We start from the raw sequence: 13,401 nt of genomic DNA on the forward strand, positions 1-13,401 counted from the left end.
TCTATTTATAAGAATAATTCATGTGCTAAAATAATCATTAGTTTTAAAAAACTTTTATGTATCTTTATGAAAATAAATTTTTGTGCAGGCCCTGCTGTGATACCAACTTGTATCATTGAAAAATTACAAAAAATGATGACTAATTATAAAAATACTGGTGTCTCATTATTATCTATTTCCCATCGTGATAAAGCTTTTGAAGAGGTTCACGATTCAATACAAACTAAACTTAAGTATTTATTAAATATCCCAGATGATTACTCTATATTACTTATGCAAGCAGGAGCAACAGCTCAATTTGCTGCTATACCTATGAATCTGTCAGATAAGTACAATAAAGCCCTTTATGTCTGTAGTGGTCAGTGGTCAGAAAAAGCAGCTAAAGAAGCTAAAAAATTTATAAATGTGGAATCTGTCACATATGGTGATAGCATAGCTGAAACTTTCGTTTCTAATATGTATGATTATGTTTATTATACAGACAACGAAACCGTAGATGGCTTTCAAATAAACCAACTAGCTAAATCTTGTAACACTGAGCTAGTATGTGACATGTCTTCAAGTTTTTTATCAAAACCTATTAATATTAGAGACTATGGATTAATTTATGCTGGAGCACAAAAAAACGCTGGAATTCCTGGCCTTACTATAGTTATAGTACAAAATTCTTTAATTAAAAAGAAAGAAAATATACCTATAGTATTTGACTATGATACTACTAAAAAATCTAACTCCCTCTATAACACCCCTTCTGTAATTTCATGGGTTACTTTTGAGCTAATGTTAGAGTATTTGATAGATAAATTTCAAGATTTGAATGAAGTAGAGAAATTCAATCATACCAAAGCAAAAATTTTATATTCAACAATTGATAACTCTAAGATCTATAAAAATGACATAAAACCAATATATAGATCAAACATGAACATAATATTCCAGTTACCAACACAGGAATTGACTAAAAAATTCCTTCTAGATGCAAGTAATAAAGGATTTTATGGTTTAGAAGGTCATCGTCTTGTAGGTGGTTGTAGAGCTAGCTTATATAATGCAGTATCTTTAGAAGATGTAAAAGCATTGGCTAAATTTATGCAGGAGTTTGAAAATGAACAACTCTAAAATTATCACCATCGATGGTCCTAGTGGAGTTGGCAAAGGCACTTTAGCTAAAGCTTTAGCGAAACATTTAAACTATAAACTTTTAGATAGTGGTGCAATTTATAGACTAGCAGCGTTGCATTGTTTTAATAACAATACAGATTCAACTAGTGAAGCAAACGTTTGTAAGACTCTTGACAATTTAGATATTAGATTTGAAATAGACAACGATTCTAACTCGATAAAAATTATTCTAGCTGGTGATGATGTTTCTAAAGAAATCCGTACAGAGCAAATAGGTATGTTTGCTTCAAAGATAGCTGCATACCCAAGTGTAAGAAAGGTTTTATTAAATAAACAGCGTGATTTTGCTACTGAACAAGGATTAGTAGCTGACGGCAGAGACATGGGAACAGTAGTCTTTCCTAGTGCAAAATACAAATTTTTTCTAGATGCTGACTCACAAGTAAGAGCTACAAGAAGATTTACTGAGTTAGAAGAAAAAAATCAACATCCTAATTTTGAAACTATCTTAGCAGATATTGAAAAAAGAGACTTTCAAGATAGAAATCGCAAAATTGCTCCTCTAAAACCAGCTACTGATGCTATAATTATTGACACTTCTAATTTATCTATTGAGAAAGTTTTTAATAAAGTCTTAGATAAGGTAGAAAATAATTAAAAACCGACTTTTATAACTTCACCATTAGCAATACCAGCAACAGATTTTAGATAAGCATTTGCTACATCACTAGCTTTAACAGGTTTAAACCCAACAAAAAATGGTGCATATTTTTCTAAAGCTTCCTCAACAACAGTAGGACTAACAATGTTTATACGGAAATCTGTATACTCAAATGAAGCTGCCTTAATAAACCCTTCTAGAGCAGAATTTATAGTTGCAGCTATAGTACCTTTAGCTATTGGTTGCACGTTTAATATTCCTGAGGTAAGTGTAAAAGATCCTCCTTTTGAAATATATCTTGCACTAATTTGGACTAAATTTATCTGGCCTAAAAGCTTGTTAGATAGACTCAAATCCCAATCTTCTTGCTCTATATGACGTACGTCCTTAAACGCAACTTTGCCTGTAGTTGATACAAGCGCATCAAAGCTTCCTATCTGCTCAAATAATGTGCAAATGGAGTTTGTATCTTGTATATCAACTTTGTAGTCAGTACCCTTTCCAGAGAAACTGACAGAAATAACATCAAAGCCAGCTTCAACCAAAGTTTTATACGTTGCTGAGCCTATCACTCCTGTAGCACCGATTAGTACAACTTTTTTAGCCATAAATTACTTAGACTCTAAATATTTTAGTAAATTCTCTGGAGAAGTCTCACCATATGGATCATCTTCTGAATTATTGCATTTCCCCGGTTCTACAAAAAATTTCTCAATTTCACCATTATTTACTACCATAGCATACCTCCATGATCTTTTACCAAAACCAAGGTTTTCTTTATCTACAAGCATATCTAAAGCTGCAGTGAACTCACCATTTCCATCAGGAATTGGTTTAATATTTTTAATCTTTTGGAACTCAACCCATTTATTCATTACGAAAGAATCATTTACAGATAAAACATAAATTTCATCGATTCCAAGCTGTTTAAATTTATCAAAGTTGTTTTCAAAACCTGGTAATTGATATGTAGAACAAGTTGGTGTGAATGCTCCAGGAAGCGAAAACACAATCACTCTTTTGTTATTAAAAATCTCTGAAGTAGTTAAATCTTGCCATCTAAATGGGTTTGAACCACCTACACTTTCATCTCTAACTCTTGTTTTAAATGTTACGTTAGGTACTTGTTTTATCATTTTCCTTCTCCTAATGTTGTTAGATACAAGGTTTATTGTATTACAAATACGCTAGTTGTAAAATATATAAAAGTTATGTTTGTAATAAGATTTGCTTATATGAATACTAGAACCTTAGAATACATAATAGCAGTATATGAAACTAAAAGCTTTATTACAGCATCTGAAAAATGTTTTGTAAGCCAACCAGCATTGAGTATGCAAATTAAAAAATTTGAAGAGCACTTGAATATACAAATATTCGAACGAAGTAAAAAACAAGTATTTACTACAAAAGCTGGAGAAAAAATAATTATTCAAGCTTATAAAATAATTGATGAAGTAAAAAACTTAAATAAAATAGCTAGCATGTATTTAAAGGGCAGCAAAATTGGTGTCTCTATAGGAGCTTTTCCCACCATATGCCCTTATATCATGCCGAAGATATTACCAATCATAAAACAGCAAATACCTAATTTAAGTATCTCCGTGGTTGAGGAAAAAACCGATATTCTCATAAATATGCTTGAACAAGGAAAATTAGATTTTGCCTTACTTGCTGATCCTATAGATCATAATCAATTTATATCCAAAAAACTATTTGATGATAAGTTCTTTGTAGCTGTAGCCAGTACAAATAAACTTTCTAAAAAAAATAGCCTATCTACAACCGAGATTATAAAACAAAATCTTATGATTCTTGATGAAGGACATTGTCTTAGAGATCAGACTCTAAAATTATGCTCATTAAATAAATATAACAATAGTAATTTTAAAGGAAGTAGCTTAGAAACTTTACGTCAAATGGTGTCTATCGATGAAGGAATAACACTTGTACCAGAAATAGCTTGCACTCAAATGAATAATATAAGTTATTTAGCGATAAATGATCCGAATTTTAAAAGAGAAATATTTTTAGTAATGAGGAAAAATTCTGTATATAGTAAGATTTTTAAACAATTAGCTACTATTATAATTAAACATCATTAGACATAATTACTCATTTACCAGCTAAACTTTGCAATTACTAGTATTAGCAAGACCTTTTAAAATAGACTTAACATATAACAATAAATCTGTATTTACAGTCTTTAAAATGATATTATTTGAAACTATAAATCTAAAAAACTGTATGGTTTATAACTTTGATTTTAAATAAACAATTTAGACTACTTTTTCTTACATTTTTAACTTTTGCAAGTTTCTGCAGCACTTATGCAGCAACAGCTCGTAGTGAAATACGATATTTAGTAAAAGAATATGGCCTTACTGATACAAAAATAAGTATAGCTGCCCAAGATACAATTTCTGGTGCAAACTTATATGTTTATGGTCAAAATAGATCAATGAAACCTGCTAGTAATAATAAAGTTTTTACTATGGTAGCTGCATTATTTGCTATACCTGATAATTTTACATTTACAACTACAGTTAACTACTCTAACAACAAAGTAAAAGGTCATATTTTACATGGCGATCTATATATAAAGTTCTCAGGCAACCCTGCTTTAACTGGAGGACAACTATCATCTTTGATAAAACAAATAAAAACCACTAAGGGAATAACACAAATAACTGGAGATGTATATCTTGTTGGCAATTTTTCAGGACCATATATCCCAGAAGGATGGACAAAAGAGGATAGTACTTTTTGTTATGGAGCACCTGCTTCAAGTTTTACTATAAACAGAAATTGTACAGTAATAAAACTAGCTAAGAATCCAAATAGTTTAACAACTCGTGTTATCACGCTTAGCAATGCTAGCAATATCACAGTCAAAAATACCGCTAAATATACTAATTCAGCAGAACCTACTATTATTTCCATGAACGATGATAACGTTTTATATATTAGAGGCTACTTATCTCGTGCTGCAGAAAAAATGTTCAAATTAGCTATTAAAAATCCTGCTTTAAAAACATTAAATACCGTCGATGATTTTTTAAACACTAATGGGATTAAACATAACAAAGTAGCTATAACAACTTCAATACCACCTGGAAATACTGAACAATTAAGCATAAATTCTACAACTATAGGTAGTTTTATCGATCAGACACTTAAGCATTCTGATAATTTGTACGCTGAAACAGTGTTAAACACTATTGGTCTAAAGCAAAAAGGTATAGGCTCAACTAATGCAGGAACAGCTGCAGTTCAAGAAATTCTTTATGATAAGCTTAATCTAGATACTTCGGCATTAACCATGTATGATGGCTCAGGACTATCACACCTTGATAGAGTTACAGCCCAGTTTATGGTTAATTTTTTAACCAAAACATACAATAGCTCTATTGGTCAAAAATTCTACAGTTACTTACCAGCATCTGGGATAAGCGGAACTATATCATATAGAATGGGGGACAAATTACTAGGTAAAGTACATGCTAAAACAGGCACTCTAGCTGGAGTTTCTACTCTTGCAGGCTATGTTCTTACAGCGAAAAATCATCGTATAAGCTTTTCTATTATGCTTAATGATCTTAAAGCTTCTGATAGGTATAATGCTCGCAGGTTTCAAGATAAAGTAGTTGATGTTTTTTATAGGCATTTATAAATGAAAAAAATATTTAAGATCACAGCAATAACTACTGTATTAGGTATACTTAACTCTTGTGCGACTGAACAACCTAAAAATATAAATAATGCTTGTAGTATAATCCATCAATATCCTAATTGGTATTACGATATGATTGACTCATACAATAGATGGGGAGTACCTCTTAATATTCAAATGGCTTTTCTTCGCCAAGAATCATCTTTTAGAGCAGATGTTAAACCTTCTATGAATTACTATTTTGGTTTTATACCAGTAGGTAGAGCTTCAACAGCATATGGGTATGCCCAAGCTCTTGATGGTACTTGGGATCATTATAAAAAAGAAACTCAGCAATCTTTTGTCTCAAGGTCAAACTTTTCTGATGCGGTGGATTTTATAGGCTGGTATTTAAATAATGTGCATAATAAAACAGGTATTAGTAAAACTGATGCCTATCACTTGTATTTAGCCTACCATGAAGGTATTGGTGGGTATAAAAATGGTACCCACAAAAACAACTCTTTCTTAAAGAACTATGCTAGAAAAACAGCTGATATAGCACAAAAATACTCTACTCAATTACAAAATTGTAAGATCCCTGGTAAGCCACTATTATCTTACTTATTCTAGGAAATTTATGAATAAACAGCCTTTCAAAAAAATAATAAATATACGTTGGTCAGATACGGATAAAAACGGCCATGTAAATAATGGAAAATATTTTGATTATTTTGAAGAAGCTCGTACACAATGGGTTTATGCCTTTAAAAAACTTATTAATTGGGGCATAGAAAACTCTATTCAATTTGTTGTAGCTGAACAAAGCTGCAAATATATGTATCCCCTATTACACCCCAATACAATTGAGGTAACGCAGTATGTATCTAGAATTGGAGCAGCAAGTATAGAGTTTAAATATGAAATAAGAATACTAGGAAGTGACAAAATTATCACAACAGCACACTCCAAACTAGCATGTTATAACTTAAAAACAACTAGATTAGAAAAAATACCTAATGATATAAAACAAGCCACTTTAGAAAACTATTATGAATAATGATAAGCAAAGCCTTAAAAAGCTAGAAAAACAAATATTACGAAAAACTGCCCAGGCTATTAATCAGTATAATATGATTGAAGATGGTGATAAAATTATGGCCTGTTTATCTGGAGGCAAAGATTCCTATTGCTTACTAGAGATGCTCTTGCTACTACAACAAAAAGCTCCTATCAAGTTTGATATTATCGCAGTAAACTTGGATCAAAAGCAGCCTAATTTCCCTGAAGATGTTTTACCCAATTATCTTAAAGAGAAAAACATAGACTTTCATATTATAGAGCGAGATACTTATAGCGTTGTAAAAAAAGTAATTCCAGAAGGTAAAACTACTTGTGGATTATGCTCTAGAATGCGTAGAGGAATTCTATATGACTTTGCACAAGAGCATGGAATTACTAAAATAGCTCTAGGTCACCATCGGGATGATATAATAGAAACTTTTTTTCTAAATCTTTTTTATAATGGCTCTATCAAAGCTATGCCGCCAAAGCTACTTAGTGATGATGAGCGTAATATTGTAATTCGTCCATTAACTTTTGTATCTGAACAAGAAACAGCAGAATACTCAAAACTAAAAAACTTCCCTATCATTCCATGTAACCTCTGTGGTTCGCAAGATAATTTGCAAAGAGTTTTTATTAAAGATATGCTTAATAAGTGGGAAAAAAATAACCCGGAAAGAAAAAATGTGATATTTAAAGCTTTGTCTAACATTTCACCATCACAAATGCTAGATAAAGAGCTTTTTGATTTTCTTAATATAACAAAAAATGACCTACAAAGATAAGGAGTACCAAATGAAACTCAAAAAAATTGTTACTATTATATCCTACTCACTGATAGGGCTAACTATTAGCTCATGTTCTACCACTAGTAGTAACGACACAAGCTCTGTAGAACAAACTGATAAAACGGTACCATCAGTGACAGTTTCCACCAAAGATACTACACTACCTACTGCTAAAGTTACAGTAAAACAGGTTAAGCCTATTACACTTGAAATGCCTGAAAATGCTAGCTATACAGTAGGATACCAGATCGGATCTGGTATTGCTAAGCAAGACTTTATTTTAAACGATGAGCAAACTATAGCTGGATTTAAAGATGCTATGGCGAATAAAAAACCCAAATTGTCTGAAGAGCAAATACAAGAAAATATAGACTCTATGAAAGACAAAATAATAAAAAGACAACTTGGTGTTGCTAAAGAAAATCAAACTAATTCATCCGCTTTTATAGAACAAATCTCTAAAATGGAAAATATAATAAAAGTTAATGGTGATGTTTATTATCAAATTGTAAAACAAGGAAATGGTAAAAAACCAAACAGTGATAGTCAAGTAACAATAGCATACAAAGGGACTACTCCTGTTGTAGCTTACCGGAAAGACAACTCTAAGTTAGACTCAGTTAAACAAGCTAAGCTAATAGGTCCTACTTTTGATTCAAGTGATAATGCTACTTTTCCACTAGCAAACCTAATTCAATGCTGGAAAGATGCTATACCAGAAATACCAGTTGGATCTACTATTATATTATACTGTGCTCCCAAAGCAGCTTATGGCAGTAGAGCTCCTGCGGCAATAGGTCCTAACCAGGCACTATCTTTTGAAATAACACTTAAAGATTTTAAATAGGTTTTAATACTTACTAATAATTGATAAACCAGATAATAAATAAGCCTTATTTATATCTTGCTGAAACTTTTACTTACTGACTAGGAGCTATGGCTTCTTCAACTAATTTATAATAATTCTCTTTATTTGTATATAATTTGCTAACGTTAAAGTCAGGATTCCAACCCTCTAGTTTATTTAAAAAAACCATGTACTTACTTCTGTCGCTCCCAATCTTCCTAGCCTCTCTTACCCAGTCTAAGCTTAATCCGCCGCTCTCAAATGCCAATTTATTATTTGGTACTACATCAATAGAGAAAATACCTTTCGCTGTTTTAGTCATCTTGATATTATTCTTGGATAATTGATTAGGCAGGTCTTTTCCTCTAACTATAGCACAAATAGTTAATGTACTTCTAAAAATATGCTCCAAGTCATATTGACTAGGGAAGCAATAGTTATCTATACAAGTCTGTAAATAATTAATCACAGAATTTATAGCTTGACCTTTCCGATTACTATGATTTTTAGTATACCAACCCGATGACTTTTTTTTCAACCTAACAAAAAAATCTCTTAAACTAATCAGTTGCTGGTATTTCTGAATATTACATTCTAAGCTTCTTCTAACACTACTAAATCTACGACCTTGTGCAAAAGAATCTCGTTTATTTTCTAATTTTTCTTTTTGTATTTTATAGCACTCTTGAAATGTATCTATATACTGTTTATCTATTTTAATGATACTTGAGGAAGTATTTATTTCTAATTGTTGACCTATATACATAACATTACCCCTATAATAATCTAGTACATCATATAACACAGCATGTTCTAAGTGTCCTCTTAAGTTTGACAATTTTGTAGCTTTATATATCCATGGATCAATAATAACAGCATTTTTTAGCTCATCATCTTGTTTAAGTTCACGAAGACTTTTTTTATATTTAGTCCATTCTCTTGCAGCATTATTAGCTAAGCTTAAGCTATTATGTGCTATAAGAAATGTATGCTTTTTATATATTGCCATTAAAGACAAATAAAAAGTGCCTATTTTTATTTCTTCTAAACCTTGGGCAATATGTAAAATAGCTAACGATAAAGTATCACAAAAACCTACACCATTTTTTAAATAAACCTGACTTCTTTGAGGAGTATATGGTAGATCAAGTGTTCGTATTTGTTCTATCTTTTTCCACTTATGCTTGTAAAAGTCACTTTTTTTATAGCCCCTATATAAGTTATCAATGTTTTCAGAATATTTAATCTTGGATCTAACCGTCTGAACCAAAGCAGCTCCAATAGCTAATAACTCATCACTATCAATCATTAAAAATATGTTCTAAATAAGAATTATATATTTTATCACGATTTTAAAAAAATATTTTTTATTTTTACATTAAATTAATTATGATTATATTAAAAAACTCCCATAGTATTTAACTTTCTCTTTTAACCACTAAATCACACAATAAACACATGGCTTTTTTATAATCACTATTTGGTAAAAACTGTATTGCCTGTTTAGCAAGCTCGGCGTATTTACATGCTACATTATAGGAATACTCTATTGCCCCACTAGTTTTAACTATATTTATTATTTCATTTATTTGGTATTGCCCTTGCTCTATTGCTGTTTTTAAAATAGTTTGCTTTTCAACAGAAATATTTGTTAATGCGTAAATAGTAGGCAAAGTCATTTTACCTTCATCTAAATCATCACCAATGTTTTTACCTAAACTTTCGGCATTAGAAATATAATCCAAAACGTCATCTGCTATTTGAAAGGCATTACCAAGGTAAACACCAAAATTTTTAATATCTTGACTATGTTTTTCGTATTCAAGCTTATCTAAACTAATAACTCCAGCTAATTCACATGCTGCCTCAAAAAGCTTAGCTGTTTTACAATAAATTACATTAATATAACCTTTTTCTGTAAGTTCAGAATTCCGCGCGTTTAAAAGCTGTAAAACTTCACCTTCTGAAATCTTATTTGTAGCATCAGCGAGTATCTGCATAATCTGCATACTATCTAACTCAACCATCATCTGAAAAGCTCTAGAATAGAGAAAATCACCTGTCAAAACGCTAGCAGCGTTACCAAAAACGTTATTAGCAGTTTGCTTGCCTCTACGTAGCTGTGAATTATCAACAACATCATCATGTAATAAAGTAGCTGTATGGATAAACTCGATAATAGCAGCACATGCTAAATGCTTTTGTCCTTGGTAACCTAAAGCTTTAGCAAATAACATCACTAAAAGAGGACGTAATCTTTTACCGCCACTATTTATTATATAGTGGCTAATTTGGTTAATAAGTACCACATCTGAAGATAATGAATCTTTTATAAATTGATTATTGTCTTGAATATCTTTTTCTATAAGAGATTGGATGTCTTTTAGTTGCTGCATAATTATACTTTTAACCCATTTTAAAATACTATAGCTATCCTTGGTTCTATTATAGCTGATTGATTATAAATATTTCAAAAAATATAAATTCGCTAGTCTTAATCATAGATCACAAATATTAGTTATTTGATGTATGTAATTCTTTAATTAATTGAAATATTTCTCTATATGATTTTTTTGGTTTATTTTTTTCTGCTTCTTTATAATGAGATCTAATTAATTGTCTTAATTTTTGGATATCCATATCTGGAAATTCCACAATTAGATTATCTAAAGTTTGGTTACTCTTGTCTTTATCAGAATCTAAAAGATTATCACGGATATTTTCTAAACGATGAAATAAAAGATTGGCTTGCTTATCTTTATTTATAATTATATCGTAAGCTTTTTGAATTTCATCAAGGTTATCAACCTTTCGCAATAGTTTACCTATAAATTGAATTTGTCTTTTTAAAGCTATCTTTTGCATAGACTTAGCAGCTAAAATATTATCTCGAAGGTTATCAGAAATCGGAAGCTTGCCTAACTGCTGATTACTAAGATCAATAAGTGCTTTACCAAAATCTGTAATTTCAAGCATATCTTTTTTTACGCTAGTTTTACTTCTTGACAGTCGGTAGTGCGAATTCTCCTCTTCTCGCTCAAGACGTTCAACTTCATCTAGATCTATTACTTTGCCCATAATTTAGTATCTGTTATTTATTTACTATATATAAGGATATAAGATATAATCTAAAACATTCAACTTATTTTATTCATTTTAGAAGATCAGGAGACAATTAAGATATGTTCAACCGTGATAAAAATAGTCTAAAAAATACTGATAAAGAAATATTTGACGCTATAGAACTTGAAATTAAAAGACAACACGAACATGTAGAGCTTATCGCATCAGAAAACTATGCTAGCCCTGCTGTGATGGAAGCTCAGGGCTCCCAGCTAACAAATAAATATGCCGAAGGTTATCATGGCAAAAGATATTATGGCGGTTGTGAATATGTTGATATAGCTGAGAAGTTAGCTATTGAAAGAGCACAAAAACTTTTTAACGTTGATTATGCTAATGTACAACCACACTCTGGTTCTCAAGCAAATGCGGCTGTCTATAACGCTGTACTAAAACCAGGTGATACTGTACTTGGTATGGATTTAAGCGCTGGTGGACATCTAACTCATGGAAGTAAAGTTAATTTTTCAGGAAAGATTTACAATTCTATACAATATGGTCTCAATGAAGCTGGTGATATCGATTATGAGCAAGTAGCAGCACTAGCAAAAGAGCACAAACCAAAAATGATAATCGCTGGGTTTTCTGCTTTTTCTGGAATCTTAAATTGGGAAAAATTCAGAGAAATTGCTGACTCTGTAGGTGCTGTACTTATGGCAGATATTGCCCACGTAGCTGGTTTAGTAGCAACTGGACTTTACCCTAGCCCATTTCCATATGTAGACGTTGCAACTACTACTACCCATAAAACCCTTAGGGGACCTCGTGGTGGTTTGATCCTTTGCAACAATAATCCAGAGCTAGCTAAAAAGTTTCAATCTGCTATCTTTCCAGGTATCCAAGGTGGTCCTTTAATGCATGTAATTGCAGCTAAAGCAGTCGCTTTTAAAGAAGCTTTAGAACCAAGCTTTATAGAGTACCAAAAACAAGTACTAAAAAATGCTAAAGCGATGGAAAAAGTACTTAAACAACGTAATATTAATATCATATCTGGTGGAACTCATAATCACCTACTACTTTTAGATATTACAAACTCTGGATTCTCTGGTAAAGAGGCTGAAGCTGCTTTAGGTAGAGCAAATATCACCGTAAATAAAAACTCTATTCCAAATGATCCTCGCTCACCATTTATAACTAGTGGTTTAAGGATTGGTAGCCCTGCTATTACAACTCGTGGATTTAAAGAAACTGAGTGTGAACTTGTAGCAAACTTACTAGCTGATGTGGTTTTTAACTGTGGTAACGAGCAAATAGAAAAAGATGTCGCTAAGCAAATCTTAGAACTTTGTAATAAGTTTCCTGTTTATAAATAAGCATTAATTAGCTTAGCATCTTTAACTACCTTAAATATCCACAATCTTAAACCTTCTTTGTTAAAGCACATATTACATTTGTATTACATATGGTATAATATAATTCTCACAATAAAAATGAGAATAGCATGACAACACTTACAATTAGAAAGACTGGTAATGCTGCTGGGATTAATATCCCAAAGAAAATACTAAAGCTTTTAAATCTACACATAGGTGATGAGCTTGATTTAAATATAAAAGATGAGCAAATCATTTTAAAGCCCCACCATGAAGAATTAACTTTAGAGCAGCTATTAGCTGAGAGTGATAAAGATAGCTTTAGAGTAACGCCAGAAGATGAAGAATGGTTAAATCCTAAAGGTATGGAAATATGAAATATGTACCTCTGCAAGGAGATATCATCTGGCTAGATTTTGACCCTTCAGCTGGCAGTGAAATAATGAAAAGACGCCCGGCACTGGTACTTTCAAGAAAGATATTTAATGAGCATACTGGTTTTGCCATGGTTGCTCCCATAACAAATACAGAAAGAAAAAATAAATTTACTATACCAACGCCAGCAAATAATAAAACAGAAGGATATGTTTTAACTTATCAAGCTAGAACACTAGATTTTAAAGTCAGAAACGCTGAAAAAATAGAATCCGTATCTTCTGAATACCTGAAAAAAATCACAACATTAATAAAGCTTATAATAAGCTAATACAGTTAGTTCTAATTTTAAAAAAATATCTGAAAAAAACTCAAATTGAATTAATTTAAAAAAATGTATAACTAGTCTTGATCGTAAATTTTAGAATGCGGCAGTTGATAATTCCTACCCCTAT

The 13,401-nt window shown here is 31.3% G+C and carries 16 protein-coding genes; 11 read left to right on the forward strand and 5 right to left on the reverse strand.

Annotation, left to right across the window (positions count from 1 at the left end; all coding sequences use genetic code 11):
* Positions 1–66 precede the first annotated feature (66 nt).
* Together serC and cmk are read left to right on the forward strand one after the other, a co-directional pair.
* Positions 67–1,119: a 3-phosphoserine/phosphohydroxythreonine transaminase gene (gene serC, locus E4K63_RS04930; RefSeq protein ID WP_133940304.1), complete on the forward strand. Its 1,053-nt coding sequence runs from the start codon at positions 67–69 to the stop codon at positions 1,117–1,119.
* Positions 1,106–1,780: a (d)CMP kinase gene (cmk, locus tag E4K63_RS04935; RefSeq protein WP_133940306.1), complete on the forward strand. Its 675-nt coding sequence runs from the start codon at positions 1,106–1,108 to the stop codon at positions 1,778–1,780. Before serC ends, cmk begins: the two co-directional genes overlap by 14 nt.
* Here cmk and E4K63_RS04940 read toward each other — a convergent pair.
* Together E4K63_RS04940 and E4K63_RS04945 are read right to left on the reverse strand one after the other, a co-directional pair.
* Positions 1,777–2,391: a short chain dehydrogenase gene (locus E4K63_RS04940; RefSeq protein ID WP_133940308.1), complete on the reverse strand. Its 615-nt coding sequence runs from the start codon at positions 2,389–2,391 to the stop codon at positions 1,777–1,779. The two genes, cmk and E4K63_RS04940, sit on opposite strands and share 4 nt — an antisense overlap.
* A 3-nt stretch (positions 2,392–2,394) precedes the next feature.
* On the reverse strand, positions 2,395–2,919 hold the full coding sequence (locus E4K63_RS04945) for a peroxiredoxin (RefSeq protein WP_133940309.1): 525 nt from the start codon (positions 2,917–2,919) through the stop codon (positions 2,395–2,397).
* 99 nt (positions 2,920–3,018) lie between these two features.
* Here E4K63_RS04945 and oxyR point away from each other — a divergent pair, with 99 nt between their 5' ends.
* From oxyR to E4K63_RS04975, 6 genes are all read left to right on the forward strand, one after another.
* Positions 3,019–3,888 (forward strand): oxidative stress transcriptional regulator OxyR, encoded by an 870-nt coding sequence (gene oxyR, locus E4K63_RS04950; RefSeq protein ID WP_133940311.1) that lies wholly within the window; start codon positions 3,019–3,021, stop codon positions 3,886–3,888.
* A 155-nt stretch (positions 3,889–4,043) separates the two neighbouring features.
* A complete protein-coding gene (gene dacB / locus E4K63_RS04955) occupies positions 4,044–5,456 on the forward strand; it encodes a D-alanyl-D-alanine carboxypeptidase/D-alanyl-D-alanine endopeptidase (RefSeq protein WP_424922883.1) in 1,413 nt (470 codons plus the stop codon).
* Positions 5,457–6,068 carry a transglycosylase SLT domain-containing protein gene (locus E4K63_RS04960; RefSeq protein WP_133940313.1) on the forward strand — a complete coding sequence of 204 codons (612 nt, stop codon included), beginning with the start codon at positions 5,457–5,459 and terminating at the stop codon, positions 6,066–6,068.
* A gap of 7 nt (positions 6,069–6,075) precedes the next feature.
* On the forward strand, positions 6,076–6,495 hold the full coding sequence (locus tag E4K63_RS04965; RefSeq protein ID WP_133940315.1) for an acyl-CoA thioesterase: 420 nt from the start codon (positions 6,076–6,078) through the stop codon (positions 6,493–6,495).
* Entirely contained in the window at positions 6,488–7,285 is a 798-nt protein-coding gene (gene ttcA, locus E4K63_RS04970) for a tRNA 2-thiocytidine(32) synthetase TtcA (RefSeq protein WP_133940317.1), read from the forward strand. The genes E4K63_RS04965 and ttcA overlap by 8 nt, the downstream gene beginning before the upstream one ends.
* A 10-nt stretch (positions 7,286–7,295) precedes the next feature.
* On the forward strand, positions 7,296–8,135 hold the full coding sequence (locus E4K63_RS04975; protein ID WP_133940319.1) for an FKBP-type peptidyl-prolyl cis-trans isomerase N-terminal domain-containing protein: 840 nt from the start codon (positions 7,296–7,298) through the stop codon (positions 8,133–8,135).
* A gap of 73 nt (positions 8,136–8,208) precedes the next feature.
* Here the strand turns inward: E4K63_RS04975 and E4K63_RS04980 are convergent, their stop codons facing one another.
* The 3 genes from E4K63_RS04980 to yjgA all read right to left on the reverse strand — a co-directional run bounded on the left by E4K63_RS04980 (position 8,209) and on the right by yjgA (position 11,213).
* A complete protein-coding gene (locus E4K63_RS04980; protein WP_133940321.1) occupies positions 8,209–9,444 on the reverse strand; it encodes a hypothetical protein in 1,236 nt (411 codons plus the stop codon).
* 109 nt (positions 9,445–9,553) lie between these two features.
* Positions 9,554–10,531, reverse strand: coding sequence for a polyprenyl synthetase family protein (locus E4K63_RS04985; protein ID WP_133940323.1), 978 nt, complete (start codon positions 10,529–10,531; stop codon positions 9,554–9,556).
* A 118-nt stretch (positions 10,532–10,649) separates the two neighbouring features.
* Positions 10,650–11,213, reverse strand: a complete 564-nt coding sequence (yjgA, locus tag E4K63_RS04990) for a ribosome biogenesis factor YjgA (RefSeq protein ID WP_133940325.1) — start codon at positions 11,211–11,213, stop codon at positions 10,650–10,652.
* A 104-nt stretch (positions 11,214–11,317) separates the two neighbouring features.
* Between yjgA and glyA the strand changes: the two genes are divergently transcribed.
* The 3 genes from glyA to E4K63_RS05005 all read left to right on the forward strand — a co-directional run bounded on the left by glyA (position 11,318) and on the right by E4K63_RS05005 (position 13,277).
* Positions 11,318–12,571: a serine hydroxymethyltransferase gene (glyA, locus tag E4K63_RS04995; RefSeq protein ID WP_133940327.1), complete on the forward strand. Its 1,254-nt coding sequence runs from the start codon at positions 11,318–11,320 to the stop codon at positions 12,569–12,571.
* A gap of 128 nt (positions 12,572–12,699) precedes the next feature.
* Entirely contained in the window at positions 12,700–12,948 is a 249-nt protein-coding gene (locus E4K63_RS05000) for an AbrB/MazE/SpoVT family DNA-binding domain-containing protein (RefSeq protein WP_133940329.1), read from the forward strand.
* The gene (locus tag E4K63_RS05005; protein ID WP_133940331.1) at positions 12,945–13,277 is read left to right on the forward strand and encodes a type II toxin-antitoxin system PemK/MazF family toxin; all 333 of its coding nucleotides are present in this window, start codon (positions 12,945–12,947) and stop codon (positions 13,275–13,277) included. The genes E4K63_RS05000 and E4K63_RS05005 overlap by 4 nt, the downstream gene beginning before the upstream one ends.
* Positions 13,278–13,401: the final 124 nt, after the last annotated feature.

The sequence above is a fragment of the Allofrancisella inopinata genome (genome assembly GCF_012222965.1).
Taxonomy (GTDB): Bacteria; Pseudomonadota; Gammaproteobacteria; order Francisellales; family Francisellaceae; genus Francisella; species Francisella inopinata.

Excerpts from the sequence above, each read along its gene's own strand:
- serC (WP_133940304.1), top strand. The coding sequence starts at position 67 with ATGAAAATAAATTTTTGTGCAGGCCCTGCTGTGATACCAACTTGTATC.
- cmk (WP_133940306.1), top strand. The coding sequence starts at position 1,106 with ATGAACAACTCTAAAATTATCACCATCGATGGTCCTAGTGGAGTTGGC.
- E4K63_RS04940 (WP_133940308.1), bottom strand. The coding sequence starts at position 2,391 with ATGGCTAAAAAAGTTGTACTAATCGGTGCTACAGGAGTGATAGGCTCA.
- E4K63_RS04945 (WP_133940309.1), bottom strand. The coding sequence starts at position 2,919 with ATGATAAAACAAGTACCTAACGTAACATTTAAAACAAGAGTTAGAGAT.
- oxyR (WP_133940311.1), top strand. The coding sequence starts at position 3,019 with ATGAATACTAGAACCTTAGAATACATAATAGCAGTATATGAAACTAAA.
- E4K63_RS04960 (WP_133940313.1), top strand. The coding sequence starts at position 5,457 with ATGAAAAAAATATTTAAGATCACAGCAATAACTACTGTATTAGGTATA.
- E4K63_RS04965 (WP_133940315.1), top strand. The coding sequence starts at position 6,076 with ATGAATAAACAGCCTTTCAAAAAAATAATAAATATACGTTGGTCAGAT.
- ttcA (WP_133940317.1), top strand. The coding sequence starts at position 6,488 with ATGAATAATGATAAGCAAAGCCTTAAAAAGCTAGAAAAACAAATATTA.
- E4K63_RS04975 (WP_133940319.1), top strand. The coding sequence starts at position 7,296 with ATGAAACTCAAAAAAATTGTTACTATTATATCCTACTCACTGATAGGG.
- E4K63_RS04980 (WP_133940321.1), bottom strand. The coding sequence starts at position 9,444 with ATGATTGATAGTGATGAGTTATTAGCTATTGGAGCTGCTTTGGTTCAG.
- E4K63_RS04985 (WP_133940323.1), bottom strand. The coding sequence starts at position 10,531 with ATGCAGCAACTAAAAGACATCCAATCTCTTATAGAAAAAGATATTCAA.
- yjgA (WP_133940325.1), bottom strand. The coding sequence starts at position 11,213 with ATGGGCAAAGTAATAGATCTAGATGAAGTTGAACGTCTTGAGCGAGAA.
- glyA (WP_133940327.1), top strand. The coding sequence starts at position 11,318 with ATGTTCAACCGTGATAAAAATAGTCTAAAAAATACTGATAAAGAAATA.
- E4K63_RS05000 (WP_133940329.1), top strand. The coding sequence starts at position 12,700 with ATGACAACACTTACAATTAGAAAGACTGGTAATGCTGCTGGGATTAAT.
- E4K63_RS05005 (WP_133940331.1), top strand. The coding sequence starts at position 12,945 with ATGAAATATGTACCTCTGCAAGGAGATATCATCTGGCTAGATTTTGAC.